37 protein-coding genes and 1 pseudogene are annotated in these 22,088 nt (G+C 44.2%); 35 read left to right on the forward strand and 3 right to left on the reverse strand.

The window, feature by feature from the left end; genetic code table 11:
- The first annotated feature begins 1 nt into the window (after position 1).
- From rpsC to G9F75_RS18885, 31 genes and pseudogenes are all read left to right on the forward strand, one after another.
- On the forward strand, positions 2-658 hold the full coding sequence (rpsC, locus tag G9F75_RS18740; protein WP_003156476.1) for a 30S ribosomal protein S3: 657 nt from the start codon (positions 2-4) through the stop codon (positions 656-658).
- Between the two features lies 1 nt (position 659).
- Positions 660-1,094 (forward strand): 50S ribosomal protein L16, encoded by a 435-nt coding sequence (gene rplP, locus G9F75_RS18745; RefSeq protein ID WP_003156478.1) that lies wholly within the window; start codon positions 660-662, stop codon positions 1,092-1,094.
- Positions 1,084-1,284: a 50S ribosomal protein L29 gene (gene rpmC, locus G9F75_RS18750; protein ID WP_003156482.1), complete on the forward strand. Its 201-nt coding sequence runs from the start codon at positions 1,084-1,086 to the stop codon at positions 1,282-1,284. Before rplP ends, rpmC begins: the two co-directional genes overlap by 11 nt.
- 22 nt (positions 1,285-1,306) lie before the next feature.
- Positions 1,307-1,570: a 30S ribosomal protein S17 gene (gene rpsQ, locus G9F75_RS18755; RefSeq protein ID WP_003156484.1), complete on the forward strand. Its 264-nt coding sequence runs from the start codon at positions 1,307-1,309 to the stop codon at positions 1,568-1,570.
- A gap of 40 nt (positions 1,571-1,610) precedes the next feature.
- Positions 1,611-1,979 carry a 50S ribosomal protein L14 gene (gene rplN / locus G9F75_RS18760; RefSeq protein WP_007410404.1) on the forward strand — a complete coding sequence of 123 codons (369 nt, stop codon included), beginning with the start codon at positions 1,611-1,613 and terminating at the stop codon, positions 1,977-1,979.
- A 36-nt stretch (positions 1,980-2,015) separates the two neighbouring features.
- Positions 2,016-2,327 carry a 50S ribosomal protein L24 gene (rplX, locus tag G9F75_RS18765; RefSeq protein ID WP_003156486.1) on the forward strand — a complete coding sequence of 104 codons (312 nt, stop codon included), beginning with the start codon at positions 2,016-2,018 and terminating at the stop codon, positions 2,325-2,327.
- Between the two features lie 26 nt (positions 2,328-2,353).
- Positions 2,354-2,893, forward strand: coding sequence for a 50S ribosomal protein L5 (gene rplE / locus G9F75_RS18770; RefSeq protein WP_003156487.1), 540 nt, complete (start codon positions 2,354-2,356; stop codon positions 2,891-2,893).
- Positions 2,894-2,915: 22 nt separating this feature from the next.
- Entirely contained in the window at positions 2,916-3,101 is a 186-nt protein-coding gene (gene rpsN, locus G9F75_RS18775) for a 30S ribosomal protein S14 (RefSeq protein ID WP_003156488.1), read from the forward strand.
- A gap of 31 nt (positions 3,102-3,132) precedes the next feature.
- Positions 3,133-3,531, forward strand: a complete 399-nt coding sequence (rpsH, locus tag G9F75_RS18780) for a 30S ribosomal protein S8 (protein ID WP_003156489.1) — start codon at positions 3,133-3,135, stop codon at positions 3,529-3,531.
- 30 nt (positions 3,532-3,561) lie between these two features.
- The gene (gene rplF / locus G9F75_RS18785; protein WP_003156490.1) at positions 3,562-4,101 is read left to right on the forward strand and encodes a 50S ribosomal protein L6; all 540 of its coding nucleotides are present in this window, start codon (positions 3,562-3,564) and stop codon (positions 4,099-4,101) included.
- Positions 4,102-4,135: 34 nt separating this feature from the next.
- Positions 4,136-4,498 (forward strand): 50S ribosomal protein L18, encoded by a 363-nt coding sequence (gene rplR / locus G9F75_RS18790; protein WP_003156492.1) that lies wholly within the window; start codon positions 4,136-4,138, stop codon positions 4,496-4,498.
- A 24-nt stretch (positions 4,499-4,522) separates the two neighbouring features.
- Complete coding sequence (gene rpsE, locus G9F75_RS18795; RefSeq protein WP_003328273.1) at positions 4,523-5,023, forward strand: 30S ribosomal protein S5; 501 nt, start codon at positions 4,523-4,525, stop codon at positions 5,021-5,023.
- Between the two features lie 13 nt (positions 5,024-5,036).
- A complete protein-coding gene (rpmD, locus tag G9F75_RS18800) occupies positions 5,037-5,216 on the forward strand; it encodes a 50S ribosomal protein L30 (protein WP_003156497.1) in 180 nt (59 codons plus the stop codon).
- Between the two features lie 30 nt (positions 5,217-5,246).
- Positions 5,247-5,687 (forward strand): 50S ribosomal protein L15, encoded by a 441-nt coding sequence (rplO, locus tag G9F75_RS18805; RefSeq protein WP_003156499.1) that lies wholly within the window; start codon positions 5,247-5,249, stop codon positions 5,685-5,687.
- Position 5,688: 1 nt separating this feature from the next.
- Positions 5,689-6,984, forward strand: a complete 1,296-nt coding sequence (gene secY / locus G9F75_RS18810) for a preprotein translocase subunit SecY (RefSeq protein ID WP_014416751.1) — start codon at positions 5,689-5,691, stop codon at positions 6,982-6,984.
- A gap of 51 nt (positions 6,985-7,035) precedes the next feature.
- A complete protein-coding gene (locus G9F75_RS18815) occupies positions 7,036-7,689 on the forward strand; it encodes an adenylate kinase (protein WP_021494146.1) in 654 nt (217 codons plus the stop codon).
- Positions 7,686-8,432, forward strand: coding sequence for a type I methionyl aminopeptidase (map, locus tag G9F75_RS18820; RefSeq protein ID WP_007410408.1), 747 nt, complete (start codon positions 7,686-7,688; stop codon positions 8,430-8,432). Before G9F75_RS18815 ends, map begins: the two co-directional genes overlap by 4 nt.
- 64 nt (positions 8,433-8,496) lie before the next feature.
- Positions 8,497-8,779: pseudogene (locus tag G9F75_RS20195) on the forward strand (KOW domain-containing RNA-binding protein).
- Positions 8,757-8,975, forward strand: a complete 219-nt coding sequence (infA, locus tag G9F75_RS18825) for a translation initiation factor IF-1 (RefSeq protein ID WP_003156508.1) — start codon at positions 8,757-8,759, stop codon at positions 8,973-8,975. The pseudogene G9F75_RS20195 and the gene infA overlap by 23 nt, the downstream one beginning before the upstream one ends.
- 33 nt (positions 8,976-9,008) lie before the next feature.
- Positions 9,009-9,122 (forward strand): 50S ribosomal protein L36, encoded by a 114-nt coding sequence (gene rpmJ, locus G9F75_RS18830; protein ID WP_003156543.1) that lies wholly within the window; start codon positions 9,009-9,011, stop codon positions 9,120-9,122.
- 22 nt (positions 9,123-9,144) lie between these two features.
- On the forward strand, positions 9,145-9,510 hold the full coding sequence (gene rpsM, locus G9F75_RS18835) for a 30S ribosomal protein S13 (protein WP_003156545.1): 366 nt from the start codon (positions 9,145-9,147) through the stop codon (positions 9,508-9,510).
- 20 nt (positions 9,511-9,530) lie between these two features.
- Complete coding sequence (gene rpsK, locus G9F75_RS18840) at positions 9,531-9,926, forward strand: 30S ribosomal protein S11 (RefSeq protein ID WP_007410409.1); 396 nt, start codon at positions 9,531-9,533, stop codon at positions 9,924-9,926.
- A 176-nt stretch (positions 9,927-10,102) separates the two neighbouring features.
- Positions 10,103-11,047 (forward strand): DNA-directed RNA polymerase subunit alpha, encoded by a 945-nt coding sequence (locus G9F75_RS18845; protein ID WP_003156549.1) that lies wholly within the window; start codon positions 10,103-10,105, stop codon positions 11,045-11,047.
- A 77-nt stretch (positions 11,048-11,124) separates the two neighbouring features.
- Positions 11,125-11,487 carry a 50S ribosomal protein L17 gene (rplQ, locus tag G9F75_RS18850; protein ID WP_003156550.1) on the forward strand — a complete coding sequence of 121 codons (363 nt, stop codon included), beginning with the start codon at positions 11,125-11,127 and terminating at the stop codon, positions 11,485-11,487.
- A 131-nt stretch (positions 11,488-11,618) separates the two neighbouring features.
- Positions 11,619-12,464, forward strand: coding sequence for an energy-coupling factor ABC transporter ATP-binding protein (locus tag G9F75_RS18855; protein WP_007615256.1), 846 nt, complete (start codon positions 11,619-11,621; stop codon positions 12,462-12,464).
- On the forward strand, positions 12,440-13,309 hold the full coding sequence (locus tag G9F75_RS18860) for an energy-coupling factor ABC transporter ATP-binding protein (protein WP_167409307.1): 870 nt from the start codon (positions 12,440-12,442) through the stop codon (positions 13,307-13,309). The genes G9F75_RS18855 and G9F75_RS18860 overlap by 25 nt, the downstream gene beginning before the upstream one ends.
- Positions 13,306-14,103 carry an energy-coupling factor transporter transmembrane component T family protein gene (locus G9F75_RS18865; protein ID WP_014304219.1) on the forward strand — a complete coding sequence of 266 codons (798 nt, stop codon included), beginning with the start codon at positions 13,306-13,308 and terminating at the stop codon, positions 14,101-14,103. Before G9F75_RS18860 ends, G9F75_RS18865 begins: the two co-directional genes overlap by 4 nt.
- 12 nt (positions 14,104-14,115) lie before the next feature.
- A complete protein-coding gene (gene truA / locus G9F75_RS18870) occupies positions 14,116-14,859 on the forward strand; it encodes a tRNA pseudouridine(38-40) synthase TruA (protein WP_017419475.1) in 744 nt (247 codons plus the stop codon).
- 159 nt (positions 14,860-15,018) lie between these two features.
- Positions 15,019-15,456, forward strand: coding sequence for a 50S ribosomal protein L13 (gene rplM / locus G9F75_RS18875; protein WP_003225844.1), 438 nt, complete (start codon positions 15,019-15,021; stop codon positions 15,454-15,456).
- A gap of 20 nt (positions 15,457-15,476) precedes the next feature.
- The gene (gene rpsI, locus G9F75_RS18880) at positions 15,477-15,869 is read left to right on the forward strand and encodes a 30S ribosomal protein S9 (protein WP_003225846.1); all 393 of its coding nucleotides are present in this window, start codon (positions 15,477-15,479) and stop codon (positions 15,867-15,869) included.
- 137 nt (positions 15,870-16,006) lie between these two features.
- The gene (locus tag G9F75_RS18885) at positions 16,007-16,774 is read left to right on the forward strand and encodes a class I SAM-dependent methyltransferase (protein WP_007410414.1); all 768 of its coding nucleotides are present in this window, start codon (positions 16,007-16,009) and stop codon (positions 16,772-16,774) included.
- Between the two features lie 13 nt (positions 16,775-16,787).
- Here the strand turns inward: G9F75_RS18885 and G9F75_RS18890 are convergent, their stop codons facing one another.
- Positions 16,788-17,261, reverse strand: coding sequence for a DinB family protein (locus G9F75_RS18890; RefSeq protein WP_061861778.1), 474 nt, complete (start codon positions 17,259-17,261; stop codon positions 16,788-16,790).
- 130 nt (positions 17,262-17,391) lie between these two features.
- Between G9F75_RS18890 and G9F75_RS18895 the strand changes: the two genes are divergently transcribed.
- From G9F75_RS18895 to G9F75_RS18905, 3 genes are all read left to right on the forward strand, one after another.
- A complete protein-coding gene (locus G9F75_RS18895; RefSeq protein WP_011996201.1) occupies positions 17,392-17,835 on the forward strand; it encodes a DUF2521 family protein in 444 nt (147 codons plus the stop codon).
- Between the two features lie 60 nt (positions 17,836-17,895).
- Positions 17,896-18,609 (forward strand): N-acetylmuramoyl-L-alanine amidase CwlD, encoded by a 714-nt coding sequence (gene cwlD / locus G9F75_RS18900; RefSeq protein ID WP_014416759.1) that lies wholly within the window; start codon positions 17,896-17,898, stop codon positions 18,607-18,609.
- Positions 18,610-18,688: 79 nt separating this feature from the next.
- Positions 18,689-19,741, forward strand: a complete 1,053-nt coding sequence (locus G9F75_RS18905) for an Mrp/NBP35 family ATP-binding protein (protein WP_007410418.1) — start codon at positions 18,689-18,691, stop codon at positions 19,739-19,741.
- 32 nt (positions 19,742-19,773) lie between these two features.
- Here G9F75_RS18905 and gerD read toward each other — a convergent pair whose 3' ends face one another.
- Entirely contained in the window at positions 19,774-20,331 is a 558-nt protein-coding gene (gerD, locus tag G9F75_RS18910; RefSeq protein ID WP_014304224.1) for a spore germination lipoprotein GerD, read from the reverse strand.
- Positions 20,332-20,438: 107 nt separating this feature from the next.
- On the opposite strand from gerD, the gene kbaA reads away from it, so the two are divergent.
- A complete protein-coding gene (gene kbaA / locus G9F75_RS18915; protein ID WP_014416761.1) occupies positions 20,439-21,035 on the forward strand; it encodes a KinB-signaling pathway activation protein in 597 nt (198 codons plus the stop codon).
- Here the strand turns inward: kbaA and pdaB are convergent, their stop codons facing one another.
- The gene (gene pdaB / locus G9F75_RS18920) at positions 21,036-21,800 is read right to left on the reverse strand and encodes a polysaccharide deacetylase family sporulation protein PdaB (RefSeq protein WP_014416762.1); all 765 of its coding nucleotides are present in this window, start codon (positions 21,798-21,800) and stop codon (positions 21,036-21,038) included.
- Between the last annotated feature and the right edge of the window lie 288 nt (positions 21,801-22,088).

The raw sequence follows: 22,088 nt of genomic DNA on the forward strand, positions 1-22,088 counted from the left end.
AGTGGGTCAAAAGGTAAATCCAGTCGGTCTTCGTATCGGAGTCATTCGTGATTGGGAATCTAAGTGGTACGCTGGTAAAGATTACGCTGACTTCCTGCACGAAGATTTAAAAATTCGTGAATTCATTAGCAAACGCCTTTCTGACGCTTCTGTTTCTAAAGTAGAAATCGAGCGCGCAGCAAACCGCGTTAACATTACGATCCACACTGCTAAGCCTGGTATGGTAATCGGTAAAGGCGGATCTGAAGTTGAAGCACTTCGTAAAGCCCTTAACAGCCTTACTGGCAAGCGTGTACACATTAACATTCTTGAAATCAAAAGAGCAGATCTTGATGCTCAGCTTGTAGCTGACAACATCGCTCGTCAACTAGAAAACCGTATTTCTTTCCGCCGTGCGCAGAAACAACAAATCCAACGCACTATGCGTGCTGGAGCACAAGGTGTGAAAACAATGGTTTCCGGCCGTCTTGGCGGAGCTGACATTGCTCGTTCTGAATACTACAGTGAAGGAACTGTTCCATTGCACACTTTACGTGCTGACATCGACTATGCAACATCTGAAGCTGACACAACTTACGGTAAGCTTGGTGTAAAAGTCTGGATCTATCGTGGAGAGGTTCTTCCTACTAAGAAGAAAACTGAGGAAGGAGGAAAATAATATGTTATTACCAAAACGCGTTAAATATCGCAGAGAGCATCGCGGAAAAATGCGCGGTCGCGCTAAAGGCGGTACTGAAGTACATTTTGGTGAGTACGGTATCCAGGCTCTTGAAGCTTCTTGGATCACGAACCGCCAAATCGAAGCTGCACGTATTGCGATGACTCGTTACATGAAACGTGGCGGTAAAGTTTGGATTAAAATTTTCCCTTCAAAACCTTACACTGCTAAACCGCTTGAGGTACGGATGGGTTCCGGTAAAGGGGCTCCTGAAGGCTGGGTAGCTGTTGTAAAACCGGGCAAAGTTTTATTTGAAATTTCTGGTGTGTCTGAAGAGGTAGCTCGTGAAGCTCTTCGTCTTGCATCTCACAAATTGCCAATTAAAACGAAGTTCGTAAAACGTGAAGAAATTGGTGGTGAATCAAATGAAAGCTAATGAAATTCGTGACCTTACCACTGCTGAAATTGAACAAAAAGTAAAGTCTCTTAAAGAAGAACTTTTCAATCTTCGCTTTCAATTAGCGACAGGACAACTTGAAAATACTGCTCGCATTCGTGAAGTGCGCAAAGCTATCGCGCGCATGAAAACTGTGATTCGTGAAAGAGAAATTGCTGCCAACAAATAATCACTGAGGGGAGGTCGTGAGCATGAGCGAACGTAACCAACGCAAAGTTTACCAAGGCCGTGTTGTTTCTGACAAAATGGATAAAACCATCACTGTTGTTGTTGAAACATACAAAAAGGATCCTATTTACGGTAAACGCGTAAAATACTCAAAGAAATTCAAAGCACATGATGAAAATAACCAAGCTAAAATCGGAGACATCGTAAAGATCATGGAAACTCGTCCATTATCTGCAACTAAGCGTTTTCGTCTAGTAGAAGTTGTCGAAGAAGCTGTTATTATCTAATAAAGTTCGGAATTCTTTTTCCGAAGGGAGGTAACAAATAATGATTCAACAAGAGACTCGTTTAAAAGTTGCTGACAACTCCGGTGCGCGTGAGGTACTTACTATTAAAGTTCTTGGCGGTTCTGGACGTAAAACGGCTAACATTGGTGATGTAATTGTTTGCACGGTTAAACAAGCAACACCAGGAGGCGTTGTCAAAAAAGGTGAAGTCGTAAGAGCTGTTATCGTTCGCACAAAAAGCGGAGCACGCAGAACTGACGGATCATACATCAGCTTCGATGAGAATGCATGTGTTATCATCCGTGACGACAAGAGCCCGCGTGGAACTCGTATCTTCGGACCGGTTGCCCGTGAATTACGTGAAAACAACTTCATGAAAATTGTTTCTCTGGCTCCAGAAGTTATCTAATGAAATAAATGCCTTACTCAAGGAGGTGCGATCAGGATGCATGTGAAAAAAGGCGATAAAGTAATGGTTATCTCTGGTAAAGATAAAGGCAAACAAGGTACGATCCTTGCTGCTTTCCCTAAAAAGGACCGCGTTCTAGTTGAGGGCGTAAACATGGTGAAGAAGCACTCTAAACCAACTCAAGCAAACCCTCAAGGCGGTATTTCTAATCAAGAGGCGCCAATTCATGTATCAAACGTTATGCCGCTCGATCCTAAAACAGGTGAAGTGACTCGCGTAGGATACAAAGTGGAAGATGGCAAAAAAGTTCGTGTTGCAAAAAAATCTGGGCAAGTCTTAGATAAATAGTATTTAAAGGAAGGGAGGTCTATCTCATGAACCGCCTTAAAGAAAAGTACAATAAAGAAATTTCACCTGCTTTAATGACGAAGTTCAACTACGACTCTGTTATGCAGGTGCCAAAAATCGAAAAAATCGTAATCAACATGGGTGTTGGTGATGCTGTTCAAAACGCGAAAGCAATCGACAGTGCTGTTGAAGAATTAACGTTTATCGCAGGTCAAAAACCTGTCGTTACTCGTGCGAAGAAATCAATTGCTGGATTCCGTCTTCGTGAGGGAATGCCTATCGGTGCGAAAGTAACTCTTCGCGGAGAGCGCATGTATGATTTCCTTGATAAACTTATTTCTGTATCTTTACCGCGTGTACGTGACTTCCGCGGGATTTCTAAGAAATCTTTCGACGGTCGCGGAAACTACACTCTTGGTATTAAAGAACAGTTAATCTTCCCTGAAATTGACTACGATAAAGTAACAAAGGTTCGCGGAATGGACATCGTTATCGTAACGACTGCTAACTCTGACGAAGAGGCTCGTGAGCTATTAACTCAAGTAGGTATGCCGTTCCAGAAATAATCAATGAAAGGGAGGCGAAATCGTGGCTAAAAAGTCAATGATTGCGAAACAACAACGTACACCAAAGTTTAAAGTGCAAGAGTACACTCGCTGTGAACGCTGCGGACGTCCGCACTCAGTCATTCGTAAATTTAAACTTTGCCGTATTTGTTTCCGTGAGCTTGCATATAAAGGACAAATTCCTGGCGTGAAAAAAGCCAGCTGGTAATCCCCAAGAATGGGAAGGAGGTAATTATATAATGGTTATGACAGATCCAATTGCAGATATGCTGACTCGTATTCGCAATGCAAACATGGTACGTCATGAGAAGCTTGAAATTCCTGCTTCTAAATTGAAAAGAGAAATTGCTGACATTTTAAAGCGTGAAGGTTTCATTCGTGACGTTGAGTTCGTAGAAGACAGCAAACAAGGTATCATCCGCGTTTTCTTGAAATACGGACAAAACAACGAGCGCGTTATCACTGGTCTTAAAAGAATCAGCAAACCAGGTTTGCGTGTATACGCTAAATCAAATGAAGTACCTCGCGTACTTAACGGTCTTGGAATCGCGATTATTTCTACATCACAAGGTGTTTTAACGGACAAAGAAGCCCGTGCAAAACAAGCTGGTGGAGAAGTACTAGCATACGTTTGGTAAGAAGTTTAACAAGAATGGAGGTGTTTTAGTATGTCTCGTGTAGGTAAAAAACTGCTTGAGATCCCTTCTGGAGTTACAGTAACGCTGAACGAAGGCAACACTGTAGCTGTAAAAGGACCAAAAGGAGAATTAACTCGTACTTTCCATCCTGATATGGAAATCAAAATTGAGGACAACGTGCTTACAGTTACTCGTCCTTCTGATCACAAAGAGCACCGTGCGCTGCATGGTACGACTCGCAGTCTGCTTGGAAACATGGTTGAAGGCGTATCTAAAGGATTTGAAAGAGGTTTGGAATTAGTCGGTGTCGGTTATCGTGCGGCTAAATCCGGAAACAAACTTGTTTTAAACGTTGGATACTCTCACCCTGTTGAGATCGTTCCTGAAGAGGGCATCGAAATCGAAGTTCCTTCTCAAACTAAAGTAGTTGTAAAAGGTACAGACAAAGAGCGTGTAGGAGCTATCGCTGCTAACATCCGCGCTGTACGTTCTCCAGAGCCTTACAAAGGTAAAGGAATCCGCTACGAAGGTGAAGTTGTTCGCCGTAAAGAAGGTAAATCTGCTAAGTAAGACCGCTTAAAGTGAAGAAAGGAGTGACCTAAGGATGATTACGAAAACTAGCAAAAATGCTGCTCGTCAAAAAAGACATGCCCGTGTTCGTGCTAAACTTTCAGGCACAGCTGAAAGACCTCGTCTGAATGTGTTCCGTTCAAACAAACACATTTATGCTCAAATCATCGATGATGTAAATGGCGTTACACTTGCTAGTGCCTCTACTCTCGATAAAGATTTGAACGTGGAAAGCACTGGTGACAGCGCTGCTGCTGCTAAAGTCGGTGAACTCGTTGCGAAACGCGCTTCTGAGAAAGGTGTTTCTGACGTAGTATTTGACCGCGGCGGATACTTATACCATGGACGTGTAAAAGCTCTGGCCGATGCAGCTCGTGAAGCCGGACTGAAATTTTAATAAAAAAAGGAGGGACACATGATTATGCGTCGTATTGACCCAAGCAAATTAGAGTTAGAAGAACGCTTAGTTACGGTTAACCGCGTAGCGAAAGTTGTTAAAGGTGGTCGTCGTTTCCGTTTCGCAGCTCTAGTCGTTGTCGGTGACAAAAACGGTCACGTAGGTTTCGGTACTGGTAAAGCACAAGAAGTACCTGAAGCAATCCGCAAAGCTGTTGAAGATGCGAAAAAGAATTTGATTGAAGTACCAATGGTTGGAACTACGATTCCACACGAAATCATCGGACGTTTCGGTGCAGGCAATATCTTGTTGAAACCTGCTTCTGAAGGTACTGGAGTTATCGCTGGAGGCCCTGTACGTGCGGTACTTGAGCTTGCTGGCGTTGCTGATATCCTTTCTAAGTCTTTAGGTTCTAACACACCGATCAACATGATCCGTGCAACACTTCAAGGTTTAAGTGAGCTTAAACGTGCCGAAGACGTTGCGAAGCTTCGTGGAAAATCTGTAGAAGAACTGTTAGGATAAGGAGGGAACATTAATGGCTAAATTAGAAATTACCCTCAAACGCAGTGTAATCGGTCGCCCGGAAGATCAGCGCGTTACTGTAAGAACACTTGGTTTAAAGAAAACAAACCAAACTGTCGTTCATGAAGATAACGCTGCGATCCGCGGTATGATTAATAAAGTATCTCATCTAGTTTCTGTTAAAGAACAATAAAAATAAATTATAGGCTAAGGAGGTGTCCTAATGAAACTTCATGAATTAAAGCCTTCAGAAGGTTCACGTAAAGTACGCAATCGCGTAGGTCGTGGTATTGGTTCTGGTAACGGTAAAACAGCTGGTAAAGGTCACAAAGGTCAAAACGCTCGTTCTGGCGGCGGTGTACGCCCTGGATTCGAGGGGGGACAAATGCCTTTATTCCAACGTCTTCCTAAGCGCGGTTTTACAAACATCAACCGTAAGGAATACGCTATTGTGAACGTAGACAAATTGAACGGTTTTGCGGAAGGAACGGAAGTCACTCCTGAACTTCTTCTTGAGACTGGTGTTATTAGCAAACTTAATGCAGGAGTAAAGATTCTTGGCAACGGTAAATTAGAGAAAAAATTAACTGTAAAAGCCAATAAATTCTCTGCTTCTGCGAAAGAAGCTGTTGAAGCTGCTGGCGGTACAGCTGAGGTGATCTAACTTGTTTAAGACAATCTCCAACTTTATGCGTGTGAGTGATATTCGGAATAAAATCATTTTTACATTACTCATGCTTATCGTCTTTCGCATAGGTGCGTTTATCCCTGTGCCATATGTAAATGCTCAGGCGTTGCAGACACAAAGTTCGATGGGGGTTTTTGATCTCCTTAACACATTTGGCGGCGGTGCGCTTTATCAGTTTTCCATTTTTGCGATGGGAATTACGCCTTACATCACTGCTTCGATCATCATTCAGCTGCTTCAGATGGATGTTGTGCCGAAGTTTACCGAGTGGTCTAAGCAAGGTGAAGTCGGCCGCCGTAAATTAGCTCAGTTCACGAGATATTTTACGATTGTGCTTGGTTTTATCCAGGCATTAGGTATGTCTTACGGGTTTAACAACCTGGCAAACGGTATGCTGATTGAAAAATCCGGCATATCGACATATCTGATTATTGCTTTAGTACTCACTGGAGGAACTGCTTTTTTAATGTGGCTGGGAGAACAAATTACTTCCAATGGAGTAGGTAACGGAATTTCGATCATCATCTTCGCGGGGATTGTGGCTAGTATTCCGAAAACTGTTGGGCAGATTTATGAGACTCAATTTGTCGGCAGCAGCGATCAGCTGTTTATTCATATTGTGAAAATCGCCTTACTGGCGATTGCGATTTTGGCCGTTATTGTTGGTGTTATTTTCATTCAGCAGGCCGTACGCAAAATCGCGATTCAATATGCAAAAGGGCAAGGTCGTTCACCTGTTGGCGGAGGCCAGTCAACTCACCTTCCGCTTAAAGTGAATCCGGCAGGGGTTATTCCGGTAATCTTTGCGGTTGCGTTTCTTATTACGCCGCGTACTATCGCGTCATTTTTCGGAGAAAACAATGTGACAAAGTGGATTCAAGCCAACTTTGACAATACACATCCGGTGGGCATGGCGGTTTATGTCGCATTAATTATCGCCTTTACGTACTTCTATGCTTTTGTGCAGGTAAACCCTGAACAAATGGCTGATAACCTAAAAAAACAGGGTGGCTATATCCCGGGGGTTCGTCCAGGGAAAATGACTCAAGATAGAATTACGAGCATTTTGTATCGACTTACGTTTGTGGGTTCTATATTCTTAGCCGTGATTTCCATTCTTCCTATCTTTTTCATTCAATTCGCTGGATTGCCTCAAAGTGCACAGATTGGCGGAACATCATTGTTAATTGTCGTCGGGGTAGCCTTGGAGACAATGAAGCAGCTGGAGAGCCAGTTAGTGAAACGTAATTACCGAGGATTTATGAAAAATTAGAGGACTGGTTTTAACCATTCCTCTAAATAAGAGAGGACGGGGGAAATCCGAATGAACTTAGTCTTAATGGGACTTCCTGGAGCCGGTAAAGGCACACAGGGAGAACGAATTGTTGAGGATTATGGGATACCTCATATCTCAACGGGAGATATGTTCCGTGCTGCTATGAAAGAAGAAACACCACTCGGACTCGAAGCAAAGTCTTATATTGATAAAGGCGAGCTCGTACCGGACGAAGTCACAATCGGCATTGTCAAAGAAAGACTCGGCAAAAATGATTGTGAAAGAGGTTTTCTTCTGGACGGATTTCCGCGAACAGTCGCTCAGGCTGAAGCTCTTGAAAACATTCTTGAGGAATACGGCAAGCCGATTGATTATGTCATTAACATTAAAGTAGACAAAGACTCTTTAATGGAACGTTTGACTGGACGCAGAATTTGCAGTGTTTGCGGCACAACCTATCATTTGGTTTTCAATCCGCCGAAAACGCCGGGTGTTTGTGATAAAGACGGAGGAGACCTTTATCAACGGGCAGATGATAATGAGGAAACCGTCTCAAAACGGCTTGAGGTCAACATGAAGCAGACTCAGCCTTTACTCGATTTTTATTCTGAGAAAGGGTATCTTGTCAACGTCAATGGCCAGCAGGACATTAACGACGTGTACAAAGATGTGAAAGAGCTTCTTGGAGGATTGAGCAAATGATTATCTGTAAGACCCCTCGTGAGCTTGGCATCATGCGGGAAGCAGGGCGAATCGTGGCTTTGACTCATGAAGAGATGAAAAAGCACATTAAACCAGGAATCTCGACAAAAGAATTGGATCAAATTGCCGAACGTTTTATTGAGAAGCAGGGTGCAATCCCATCTTTTAAGGGGTATAATGGGTTTCGCGGGAGCATTTGTGTATCAGTTAATGAAGAACTCGTTCACGGAATTCCCGGTAAAAGGGTTTTGCGTGACGGTGACATTATCAGCATTGATATCGGTGCTAAATTAAATGGTTATCATGGTGACTCTGCTTGGACATATCCGGTAGGAAACATCAGTGATGATGATAAACGACTGCTGGAAGTGACAGAGGAGTCTTTATATAAAGGCTTGAAGGAAGCAAAACCAGGTGAACGTTTGTCGAATATTTCCCACGCAATACAAACGTATGTCGAAAATGAGCAGTTTTCAGTTGTTAGGGAGTATGTCGGACATGGTGTTGGTCAAGACTTGCATGAGGATCCGCAAATTCCTCATTACGGTCCGCCAAACAAAGGACCTAGGCTGAAGCCTGGTATGGTTCTCGCTATAGAACCGATGGTTAACGCTGGCAGCCGATATGTGAAAACATTGGCTGATAACTGGACGGTTGTAACGGTAGATGGGAAAAAGTGTGCTCATTTTGAACATACGATTGCGATTACGGAAACGGGTTTTGATATACTGACAAAAGTCTAGATGATGAAATGAATTCCATGACACATGTTTTTCATTCCGCACCTGGGCAGATTGTAGGTTTACAATTGGTCGGAAGAAAAACCGGCTAGCTGCTGTCATCGGAATGAAGATTCATCATCGTGTACTAAAGCAGACGGAGAAAAGCGTACATTTCATTCTCCTTAGAAAAAGAATATCAATCATTCACCCTTTATGATTGCGTATCTCCGGAAGTTCAGAACAGTATAAACGAAACAGGGCGTGTGACAAACGGATAACTGAGATTTTCTCTTTTGAAATTTGTCAGAGAGCAAGTTACTGATTTGAAGAAGGGAGAACACTTGAATGGCGAAAGACGATGTAATTGAAGTGGAAGGTACGATTGTCGAAACACTGCCAAACGCGATGTTCAAAGTTGAACTCGAAAATGGCCATACGGTTTTGGCTCACGTATCTGGTAAAATCCGCATGCACTTCATTCGCATTTTACCTGGAGACAAAGTTACGGTAGAATTATCTCCATATGACTTAACTCGTGGCAGGATTACGTACCGTTACAAATAAAGCACTCCGGAAACTGAAGGAGGTTGGAAACACATGAAAGTGAGACCATCAGTTAAACCAATCTGCGAGAAATGTAAAGTTATTCGCAGAAAAGGAAAAGTAATGGTGATCTGTGAAAATCCAAAGCATAAACAAAAACAAGGATAATTAATAAGGAGGTGCCCAGAGAATGGCTCGTATTGCTGGTGTAGATATCCCACGTGACAAACGTGTTGTTATTTCTTTAACATATGTCTTCGGAATTGGCCGCACAACGGCTCAGCAAGTCTTGAAAGAGGCTGGTGTTTCTGAAGATACTCGTGTGCGTGATCTTACTGAAGAAGAACTTGGTAAAATCCGTGATGTTATTGACAAACTGAAAGTAGAAGGTGACCTTCGCCGTGAAGTTTCTCTTAACATCAAGCGTCTGATCGAAATCGGAAGCTACCGCGGAATCCGCCATCGCAGAGGTTTGCCTGTTCGCGGACAAAACTCTAAAAACAATGCGCGTACTCGTAAAGGTCCGCGTCGTACTGTAGCTAACAAGAAAAAATAAGTAAGGGAGGTACCTAAACAATGGCTGCTGCTCGTAAACAAAACACGCGTAAACGTCGCGTGAAAAAGAATATTGAGTCAGGAATCGCTCATATTCGTTCAACTTTCAACAACACGATCGTTACGATCACTGATACTCATGGTAATGCTCTTTCTTGGTCTAGTGCCGGAGCTCTAGGATTCAGAGGTTCTCGTAAATCTACTCCTTTTGCTGCGCAAATGGCTGCTGAAACAGCTGCTAAAGGTTCAATCGAACACGGACTTAAAACTCTTGAAGTAACTGTTAAAGGACCAGGTTCTGGCCGTGAAGCTGCAATCCGTGCTTTACAAGCTGCCGGACTTGAAGTTACAGCTATCAGAGACGTAACTCCTGTTCCTCATAATGGATGCCGTCCACCAAAACGTCGCCGCGTGTAATTTGTTTGTATAGATTTTGTGTCCCTGTCAATAATGGGTTATGATACAGTTATTTATGAAACGAATGCACCGACTCGTTGCCTGAGCACATACGGGACTAAACAATGGGGAATTTCGGATGGAATCTCATATGATTCTATTCGAGGTTTCGACGTTTTGAAGGAGGGTTTTAAGTAATGATCGAGATTGAAAAACCAAAAATCGAAACGGTTGAAATCAGCGACGATGCCAAATTTGGTAAGTTTGTCGTAGAGCCGCTTGAGCGTGGATATGGTACAACTCTGGGTAACTCCTTACGTCGTATCCTCTTATCCTCACTCCCTGGTGCCGCTGTAACATCGATCCAGATAGATGGTGTACTGCACGAATTCTCGACAATCGAAGGCGTTGTGGAAGATGTTACAACGATAATCTTGCACATTAAAAAGCTTGCATTGAAAATCTACTCTGATGAAGAGAAGACGCTTGAAATTGATGTACAGGGCGAAGGAACTGTCACAGCAGCTGATATTACACACGACAGCGATGTTGAAATCCTTAATCCGGATCTTCATATCGCGACTCTTGGTGAGAATGCGAGTTTCCGAGTTCGCCTTACTGCACAAAGAGGACGTGGGTATACACCTGCTGATTCGAACAAAAGAGACGATCAGCCTATCGGCGTGATTCCGATCGATTCAATCTTTACGCCAGTTTCTCGTTTATCTTATCAGGTAGAAAACACTCGTGTAGGCCAGGTTGCAAACTATGACAAACTTACACTTGATGTTTGGACTGACGGAAGCACTGGACCGAAGGAAGCAATTGCTCTCGGTTCAAAGATTTTAACTGAACACCTTAATATATTCGTCGGTTTAACTGACGAAGCTCAGCATGCTGAAATCATGGTTGAAAAAGAAGAGGACCAAAAAGAAAAAGTTCTTGAAATGACGATTGAGGAACTTGACCTTTCTGTCCGTTCTTACAACTGCTTGAAGCGTGCGGGCATTAACACGGTTCAAGAACTTGCGAACAAGACGGAAGAAGATATGATGAAAGTTCGCAACCTGGGACGCAAATCACTTGAAGAAGTGAAAGCGAAACTAGAAGAACTTGGACTCGGCCTTCGCAAAGACGATTGATCTAGTTTCCATGTGAACTAGGATTTTCGTGTGTTTTTTATTTAGAAACAGCATTCCATTAAAGGAGGGGACATCACATGTCATACAGAAAACTAGGACGTACGAGTTCACAGCGTAAAGCTATGCTTCGTGATCTTACAACAGATTTGATCATCAACGAAAGAATTGAAACAACTGAAACACGTGCGAAAGAACTTCGCTCTGTTGTTGAAAAGATGATCACTCTTGGTAAGCGCGGTGACTTGCATGCTCGTCGTCAAGCTGCTGCATACATTCGCAACGAGGTTGCTAATGAAGAAAATAACCAAGATGCACTTCAAAAATTATTCTCTGACATTGCAACTCGTTACGAGGAGCGCCAAGGCGGATACACACGTATTATGAAGCTTGGTCCTCGCCGTGGTGACGGTGCACCAATGGCAATCATCGAATTGGTTTAATCACATATTTTTGTGTATCTAAAGAAGGGCGGGACAGTTTCTAACTGGATCTATGCCCTTTTTTTAGATATCAGAACTTTTTATCATGAGACAGAAAAGCAGAGCTATAGCTGAGAGGAGGTCAGGCGCCCGTGGATCAAAAACAGCTTATATCCGTAAAAGACATTCTATTCCGATACCGCAAAGATGCAGAAAGACCGGCGCTGGATGGTGTGAGTCTGGAGGTGTACGAAGGAGAATGGCTTGCTATCGTAGGCCACAACGGTTCAGGGAAGTCGACTTTGGCCAGAGCGTTGAACGGGCTGATTTTGCCTGAGGCCGGAGAAATTGAAGTCGGCGGCATCAAGCTGACTGAGGATACCGTGTGGGATGTGCGAAAAAAAATAGGGATGGTCTTTCAGAATCCCGATAACCAATTTGTCGGAACGACTGTTCGCGATGATGTGGCTTTTGGTTTAGAAAACAATGGTGTTCCGCGCGAAGAAATGATTGAGAGAGTAGATTGGGCTGTCACACAAGTGAATATGCAGGATTTTCTTGATCAAGAGCCGCACCATCTCTCCGGAGGTCAAAAACAAAGAGTGGCGATCGCGGGAATTATTGCCGCGCGTCCTGATATTATGATTTTGGATGAAGCGACATCCATGCTTGACCCGATTGGGAGAGAAGAAGTCCTTGATACTGTCAGACGCTTAAAAGATCAGGGCATGGCCACCGTCATTTCGATAACACATGACCTGGAAGAAGCCGCAAGGGCGGACAGGATCATTGTGATGAACGGCGGCAGGAAATATGCAGAGGGCACGCCTGAAGAGATTTTTAAATTAAACGAAGACTTGGTTCGCATCGGTCTTGATTTGCCTTTCTCATTCCAGCTCAGCCTGCTTTTGAAAGAAAGCGGACTGGCGTTAACGAAAAACCATCTGACTCAGGAAGGGCTGGTGAATGAGCTGTGGACATTAAAATCAAAGATGTAGAACACCGCTATCAAATGAAAACACCGTTTGAACGGTTGGCTCTGTATGATATCAATGCCGTGATAAAAGAGGGCAGCTACGTTGCCGTCATCGGGCATACAGGGTCGGGCAAATCGACGCTCCTGCAGCATTTAAACGGTTTGCTGAAACCGACTAAAGGACAGCTTGAACTCGGGAGCTCGATTCTGGCAGCCGGTAAAAAGAATAAAGACCTTAAGACTTTGCGAAAAAAAGTCGGAATCGTTTTCCAATTTCCCGAACATCAGCTGTTTGAAGAGACTGTGCTGAAGGACATCGCATTCGGACCGATGAATTTCGGTGTAAAAAAAGAAGACGCTGAACGGAAAGCAAAAGAAATGCTGGGGCTTGTGGGCCTTCCGGAAGACATTTTGGATCGTTCACCATTTGAGCTCAGCGGCGGCCAGATGCGCAGAGTGGCGATTGCCGGCGTTCTCGCGATGGAGCCGGAAGTGCTGGTTTTGGATGAACCGACGGCCGGTCTTGATCCGAGAGGGCGCCAGGACATTATGGACATGTTCTATGCGCTTCATCAGCGGGGAAACCTGACTACCATTCTCGTCACCCACAGCATGGAGGACGCCGCCCGCTATGCTGACGAAATGATCGTCATGCACAAAGGAACCATTAAAGCGACGGGGAGTCCGCGTGACTTGTTTGTAAAAGGTGAAGAGATGGCCGAAATGGGACTGGATCTTCCTGAATCGGTAAAGTTTCAGAGACGGCTTGAGAAGGCTCTCGGAGTCAAGTATGAGAAACCCATGCTGACCCTGCAGGATGCCGCCAGTGAAATTAAGGCTTTCTTTCAGGAGGAAAAGGACCAATGATGGACAGCATGATTATCGGAAAGTATGTTCCCGGATCATCGCTTATTCACCGATTGGACCCGCGAACAAAACTTGTCAGCATCTTTCTTTTTGTATGTATCGTTTTTTTGGCAAACAACGTACAGACGTACGCTTTGCTCGGTTTGTTTACATTCGGGGTGATTGCCTTAACACGCGTGCCGTTCAGCTTTTTGCTGAAGGGGCTTAAGCCGATTATCTGGATTGTGGCGTTTACCTTTTTATTACACATTTTCATGACACATGAAGGATCTGTCATTTTTCAGCTTGGCTGGTTTAAAGTGTATGAGGGCGGACTTATACAGGGGATTTTTATCTCCCTCCGTTTCGTTTACCTTATCTTTATGACGACGCTGCTGACGCTGACAACAACGCCGATTGAAATAACGGATGGAATGGAGCAGCTCCTGAATCCTTTTAAAAAGGTGAAGCTGCCCGTACACGAACTCGCATTGATGATGTCGATATCGTTGCGATTTATCCCGACATTGATGGAAGAGACAGATAAAATCATGAAGGCGCAAATGGCAAGGGGTGCGGACTTTACAAGCGGTCCGGTGAAAGACAGAATCAAAGCGGTTGTTCCGCTGCTTGTCCCGCTGTTTGTCAGCGCCTTTAAACGCGCGGAAGAGCTCGCGGTCGCTATGGAGGCGAGAGGCTACCAGGGCGGTGAGGGGAGAACGAAATACAGAAAGCTCGTCTGGACCGGAAAGGATACCGGAGCTATTCTGCTCATCATCGTATTAGCCGTGTTATTGTTTTTCTTAAGAAGTTAGAGGTGCTGCTGAATGAGAGTGAAATGTACCATTGCTTATGACGGGCATTTATTTAACGGATATCAGGTTCAGCCTGGAAAGCGGACCGTTCAAAGTGAATTGGAAAAAGCGCTGGCCGTCATCCATAAAACGGACGGCAGAGTGCCTGTTTACTCATCCGGCCGCACGGACAGCGATGTTCATGCTGCCGGACAGGTCATTCATTTTGATACGCCGCTGTCCATCCCGGCTGAGAAATGGCCGTTTGCGCTCAATGCCCTGCTGCCTGATGATATTGCCGTCAAAACAGCAGAGATTGCGGATGATGGGTTCCATGCACGATTTAGCGCGGTCCAAAAGGAATATCGCTACATTGTATATACGGAGAAACACCCGGACGTATTTAAACGACATTACGCTTACCATTTTGCATATCAGCTTAATGTGCAGAAAATGAGGGAAGCTTCAAGGCACCTCATCGGGACACATGATTTCACAAGCTTTTGCGCGGCTGATACCGCGGTTCAGGATAAGGTCAGAACGATTTACGAGCTGGATTGGACTGAGACCGGGGACGGCCTGCAGATGCGGATCACCGGAAACGGTTTTCTCTATAATATGGTCAGAATCATTGCCGGAACGTTATTGGATACAGGAGCTGGAAAATTTTCTCCCGATGATGTAAAAGCAATGCTCGAAGCGAAAGATCGCGAAGCCGCGGGGCGCACCGCACCGGGGCACGGGCTGTATTTATGGAGCGTTTGCTATGACAACTAAACCAGGTGTAACATTTTCTTGACAGAGTCTGCATAAAGTTATAAGATATCATATGGTATGTATTTCAACCCCACGATAAGCCCCGGAACTTATTGTGTTGTGAAATAGAACGTAATCGAAGATTATTGAAAATGACAGATCATTTAGGAGGGAAATTCAATGCGTACAACACCTATGGCTAACGCAAGTACTATTGAACGCAAGTGGTTAGTTGTTGATGCTGCTGGCAAGACTCTAGGACGTCTTTCTACAGAAGTTGCATCTATCCTTCGCGGGAAACACAAACCGACTTACACACCGCACGTTGATACTGGAGATCATGTGATCATCATCAACGCTGAAAAAATCGAGTTAACTGGTAAAAAGTTAACTGATAAAATCTACTACCGTCACACTCAACATCCAGGCGGATTAAAATCAAGAACAGCTCTTGAAATGCGTACAAACTACCCTGAGAAAATGCTTGAGCTTGCTATCAAAGGCATGCTTCCAAAAGGTTCTCTAGGTCGTCAAATGTTCAAAAAATTGAACGTATACCGTGGTTCTGAGCATCCACATGAAGCACAAAAACCTGAAGTTTACGAACTTCGCGGTTAATTAAAAAGGAGGTTACCAATTTGGCACAGGTTCAATATTACGGTACTGGCCGTCGTAAAAGTTCTGTAGCGCGTGTGCGCTTAGTTCCAGGAGAAGGTCGTATCGTCGTTAATAATCGTGAAATCAGCGAGCACATTCCATCTCCAGCTCTAATCGAAGATATCAAACAACCATTAACTTTAACTGAAACAGCTGGTACTTATGATGTTTTAGTAAACGTACATGGAGGCGGCTTATCTGGTCAAGCTGGAGCAATCCGTCATGGTATCGCTCGTGCTTTGCTTGAAGCAGATCCAGAATACCGTGCAACACTTAAACGTGCTGGTCTTCTGACTCGTGACGCTCGTATGAAAGAACGTAAAAAATACGGTCTTAAAGGCGCTCGTCGTGCACCTCAGTTCTCAAAACGTTAATCGTTTTGGATTGCAAAAACCACAACTTCTTGGTTGTGGTTTTTTTGTATTTTTTTCTCATATTCAAGAGGTTATCCGATGTTTTTCTAGAATTGTTTGTTATACTCTATTCATTACCAATAAGGAGCGCAGTTATAATGAATAAGTTAGTCATACATAACAGCAAGGCATGGGATAAAAAAGTCGAAACAGGCAATGAATGGACGGTTGCGGTTGATTCTCATACGATTGGTGAAGCGAAAAAAGGCAATTGGAGCATCAGGATGACCCCCGGAAAAGATGTGCCGGCGGATTGGTTTCCGCCCATAGACGGTCTGAAGGTTCTTTGTCTCGCTTCAGGAGGAGGACAGCAAGGCCCGGTCCTGGCTGCTGCAGGAGCGGATGTCACCATCTTTGACAATTCGGAAAAACAGCTTGCGCAAGACAGAATGGTTGCCGAGCGGGACGATCTTACGCTTCGGACTGTCAAAGGCAGCATGAATGATCTGAGCTGTTTTGATGATGAGTCATTTGATTTTATCGTGCACCCGGTATCGAATTGCTTTGTTGATACGGTTCTTCCTGTATGGAAAGAAGCTCATCGCGTATTGAAAAAAGGCGGGTCTTTAGTCTCCGGTTTTGTAAATCCCGTCGTGTTCTTATTTGATATGGATTTAGAGCAGGAAGGCGTCCTAAAAGTAAAGTATTCCATTCCGTTTTCGGATGAAAAAGATCTGAGTAAGAAAAAGGTAAAGGAACTTATTGATAATCATGAAGCGCTTGAATTCGGCCATACGCTGGAGGATCAAATTAAAGGTCAGATTGACGCAGGCTTTATGGTTGCCGGTTTTTACGAGGACAAAGGCGGCCTCGTGCTGGATGAATACATTAATACATACTCCGTAACAAGAAGCATTAAAATATAAAAACGGCATCCCGTCAGAGGTGCTGTTTTTTTGCGGCTTTTTCCTGCGGACGGCTGATCACATTAGCCGAAACCGGTTCTATTCCAATTTCTCTGGCCCAAACCGACAGTTGTCCGATATGGTGAATCTCATGCGCAAGGATGTGGCGGAGAATATCTTCTTTAGGAAAGGTTTGGTCCATCCAGTCCGGCGTAACAAGATCCGGTCCTTTGCGGGAGACCGCATGAATGACATCCTCCCGAAACTGTTCAGACAGCTTTCTGAGATCCTGAATGCTCGTATAGTCAGACTCAGCAGGTAAAACATCATCTTTACCTAAAATGGCACGAGCCCAGCTGATCTCGACATCAATGATATGAAATAAAGTCCGCAAGATGCTCTCCATTCCGCCCGTCCGGGTTTTCGTCAGTTCCTCCCGGCTCAGCTTTTCACATATCATAAACCACTCGTCACGCACCATCCAATTGTATTGAAACAGCTTTTTCATAACGTCACCTCAGCTCTTTCTTCTTCCAGTTAACATAAAACTCCTTCATTTGGGAGGATTTCCACTATCAACAAAGCATGCTTTTTCCCTTTTCCTTTCAAAATAACAGTAAAAAGGAGCGTGGCTGGCAATGGCAGAAGTATTATCTTTTTCAGACGTGAAACGGCAGAAGGATTTTGAGCTTGAGAAGAGTTTACTAAAGGAGCTGTCACTGACGCAGATCATTCAGTCCGTAAAAGCATGTCTTACCCCTTTGTTTCCCTTTCTTCAAGACGAAAACGGCATTCTGAGTGAAGGATGCATAGATTTTGCAATTGAAGCGTATTTATTAGGCGGCCGGTTCGGCGTCTTTGGCTATTATGGTGAGTCTTTGCAGAGGGCAAACGCCCGTTCGGCTGAAGAAGAGGAAGAACTGACGGTCGATTTTTTTGAATATCTTTGCAATTGGACGCATGAGCAATATTCTTCCGTTAAACAAAAAGAAATCTATGAAGCGTCCTGCCGGTTTATCAACAGCTGGTGGACGGAAGGATTTCTGCAAAGAGAAAAACAATGTAAGCTCCGCATGAGGTAATCATAATTTCTTCCCTTGTCCCATACTTATTAATAACGGGGACAAGCGGGAGGGAAAGGTATGGCAAAAAAGCTGAAATGGCTCGGTTTTTTACTTGGCTTTATCATATTATTGTGTTTATTCCGGTTTCAATTCCATAATGATGATTCCTGGCGGCCGTGGAGTCTGCCGCTGAGCGGAAAAATCATCTATCTCGATCCGGGACACGGCGGGCCGGACGGAGGCGCCACGGGAGGCAGTCACCTTGAAAAGGACATTACTCTCGAAGTGGCCTCCAGGGTAAGAGACTATTTGCAGGAGCAGGGAGCTTTGGTCATTATGACGCGGGAGACGGATACTGATTTAGCTCCTGAAGGGACGAAAGGCTACAGCAGACGCAAAGCGGAAGATCTGAGAAAGCGCGTGGAAATCATCAACCGTTCAGAGGCGGAGCTTTATATCAGCATTCATCTGAACGCCATACCGTCACCGAGATGGAGCGGCGCCCAAAGCTTCTACTATGGAAAATACGAAGAAAATGAAAAAGTGGCAAAATATATACAGGACGAATTGAGAATCAATTTGGAGAATACAACGAGAAAGGCAAAACGGATACACGGCATTTACTTAATGCAGAATGTAACCAAACCGGGCGCGCTGGTGGAAATCGGATTTCTGTCCAATCCCGCGGAAGCGAAAAGGCTCGGACAGCCCAAATATCAGGACAAAATCGCTTCTTCCGTGTATAAGGGCGTATTGAGATACTTCACAGAGAAAGGAGACCCTCCCGAGTAAGGAGGGTTTTTCGCCGATTCTATGTTTAATATATGGTATAATACCATTTGTAAACGAATACACAAAGGGTGAGGGTTCGATGATAAGAGAAGATGAAGTAAGAAATATAGTCGGAAACATGCGCGAACCTTTTCTTCATAGACCGCTGGGAGAATTGGATGCCATTAAAGAAGTAAAGATCAAGCCGGAAAAACGGCATGTCAGTGTAAAAATTGCATTGGCAAAAACGGGGACGGCTGAACAGATGGGTATTCAGCAGGAAATCGTATCCGTTTTGAAAGAAGCGGGTGCGGAAACTGTCGGACTGCGGTTTGAAGAGCTGCCGGAAGAAACATTGGCGAAATTCAGCCGGCCGGCTGCTGAAAGCGAAACCCTGCTGAATAGGAAACACCCGCCGGTCTTTCTTGCGGTGGCAAGCGGAAAAGGCGGTGTCGGCAAATCAACGGTTTCCGTCAACCTGGCCATTTCTCTTGCGCGGCTCGGAAAAAAAGTCGGCTTGATTGACGCGGATATATACGGATTCAGCGTGCCGGACATGATGGGTATTACAGTTCGCCCGACAGTAGAAGGAGAAAAACTGCTTCCTGTCGAAAGATTTGGAGTAAAGGTTATGTCGATGGGCTTTTTCGTCGAAGAAAACGCTCCGGTTGTGTGGAGAGGGCCGATGCTGGGCAAGATGCTGAATAACTTCTTCCATGAAGTTGACTGGGGAGAGGTTGACTATATCGTTCTTGATCTGCCGCCCGGCACGGGTGATGTGGCGCTCGATGTACACACAATGCTTCCGAGCTGCAAAGAGATTATCGTATCAACGCCGCACCCTACAGCCGCATTTGTAGCGGCGAGAGCGGGTTCTATGGCGATTAAGACCGATCATGAAGTTGTAGGGGTCATTGAAAATATGGCTTACTATGAAAGTGCAAAAACCGGCGAGAGAGAATATGTGTTCGGTCAAGGCGGGGGAGATAAGCTTGCAGAGGAATTGCAGGTGCCGCTGCTTGGCAGAATTCCTTTAAAACAGCCTGATTGGGACAAGGACCAGTTTGCGCCTTCTGTCTATGACAGAAGTCATCCGATCGGGGAAATTTATATGGGGATCGCCCAGAAAGTCATTGAAAAAACAGCTGAATAAAAAAGGGGCCGGGATCAACACGGCCCGGCCTTTTATTGGCTTTCTTTTTCAGAGCTTGAAGCCGCTTTTTTCAATTCATCCTCGAATTGCTTTTTGAAAAGCGGGCTGGAAAGTGTCTCTGTAATTACATCTTCTAAGTAACTGCGGAACTTTTGGCTTTTCACCAGCTCATAGTATTTTTTATCCATGCCGGGGTCCTGCATGATCTGCATAAAACTTTTCTGATAATCAGGGTCCTTCATCAGTTTTTTTATGATTTTTTCATGCTCGGGCTGAAGAGTTTTTGCAAAGCTCTCGGCGAACTTTGAGTCTTCAAAGATGGTTTTCCAGAACTCCGCCCCTTTTTTAGAGGTGAGGGTTTTCTCTATTGTGCCTTTAATGGCATTTTGATCAATCACCAATGCCTCATTCATCGCATCATCATTTAATATTTCCTTAATTGCTTTTTTTCCATCATCTGTCTTTAATATATCAACAACCATTTTTTTAGTCTGGTCATAATCCATATCCGCTGCTTGGTCTTTTGGAGCACAAGCTGTTACAGATAATACAATAAAACAGCTTATCAATAGCGTTTTGGCTTTTGACATGCATAAGCTCCTTCCTTACTTGTACTTATTTTTAATATGATTCATCGGAATGGATTTATACATAACAAAATATCGCTGAACGCGATTGTCAGGGGGATGAATAAGAGATGAAAAGCCGCGGGCTTGTTCGATTTTTCTTTTCGATTTTAGCTGTGGGCGCTCTTATTACAAGCGTCGTGGGATTTGCTCTGAAGTGGGGGGAGTACAAGGGGTTCTTCCTGAATTTTGATGCCGGTCAGATTTTCTCCGTTCTGATCTGGTTTATCGGGGTAGGCATGATTTTCAGTGTGATCAGCCAGATGGGATTCTTCGTTTTTTTGACGGTGCACCGGTTTGCCCTTGAAATTCTCAGATCAAGCTCGCTTTGGAATCTGCTTCAGCTGTTTATCATTCTGTTTGTCGCTTTTGATTTAATGTACGTCAGATTTTTGTTTTTCGGAGAGCGGGATGACTCGATTGCGGGGTTTGTCTGGCTGCCGCTGGCTCTGCTTGCCGTCGGCCTGTTGACGGCATATATAAAACAAAAGCAGTCCTCAAAAAATACGTTCGTTTCATCATTATTTTTAATGGTCGTTATTACAGCGCTTGAATGGGTTCCCGCGCTACGAGTGAATAATGAGGACTGGCTTTATTTAATGCTGATTCCGCTGATGGGCTGCAATGCGTTTCAGCTGCTAATGCTGCCGAAGTTTGCCCAGAGGTAGTTATTTCACTTCTGATGACTTGACGTCAGTATTTGCGATCAGGTCGCCGACTGTCACGTTTTTCAGTCCTTTTTGCTTTAAATTGTGAATAATGGCGGGGAGCGCTTCTTCAGTCTGTGTTGCTGAATCAGAGGCGTGCAGCAGGACAATGTCGCCGCCTTTTATATGACTGTTTACATTTTCAATGATTTTATCAGGGCCGGGATTTGTCCAATCCTGCGAGTTAACGCTGTAATGAACCACTGAATAGTGGTACTTCTGTGCAATGGTAAGAACCTTTTTATTAAATTGTCCGGTCGGCGGGCGGAGTAAATGAACATTCTTCACACCCAGCTTTTTAAATGCAGTCTGGGCCCGGAGGATATCTTTTTTTATTTCATTGTCCTCTAGGTTGGTATAATTCTTATACGCATATCCCATGCTGCCGATTTGATGTCCGTCTTTTACCATACGTTCAACTGTGTCCGGGTGCCGTTCCGCCCAAGAAGCTGACAGAAAAAAAGTGGCGTTTTTAATACCGTTTGCTTTTAGCGCGTTCAGAATAGGAACCGCCTTTTCGTCGCCCCAGCTGATATCGAATGTTAATGCGACTTCGCCCGCTTTCGTCTCCCCTTTTGAAATAGCCTTCGGGCCGCTATCAGTTAAAAATACAGGAAGGGGGACGGCTCTCTGTATATAAAAAAAGCTGGCTGCTGCAAATGCGGCAATGATAATAATAAGCAGCTGTTTTATCCTTCTGATGTGCCACACGTAGAAGTGATTCACTGATGACGCCTCCTTATCTTGTCCATGCTTGATTACATCGTATGCCGCGGCGGAGATGAATATAACAAAATACGTTTTAAAAAAATGAAAAAAACACTTGCTAAACTCAACGAATGCATGGTATATTATTAAACGTCGCTGATGAACAGCAGACAACAACAAAAAGCTTCGGAAACAACTTAAAAAAAGTTGTTGACATAAAAGAAGCTGAGTGGTAAGATAATAAAGCTGCTTCAACAAGCGGTAATGATCTTTGAAAACTAAACAAGACAAAACGTACCTGTTAAT

The sequence above is a fragment of the Bacillus sp. EKM208B genome (assembly GCF_011800725.1).
Lineage (GTDB): Bacteria > Bacillota > Bacilli > Bacillales > Bacillaceae > Bacillus > Bacillus velezensis.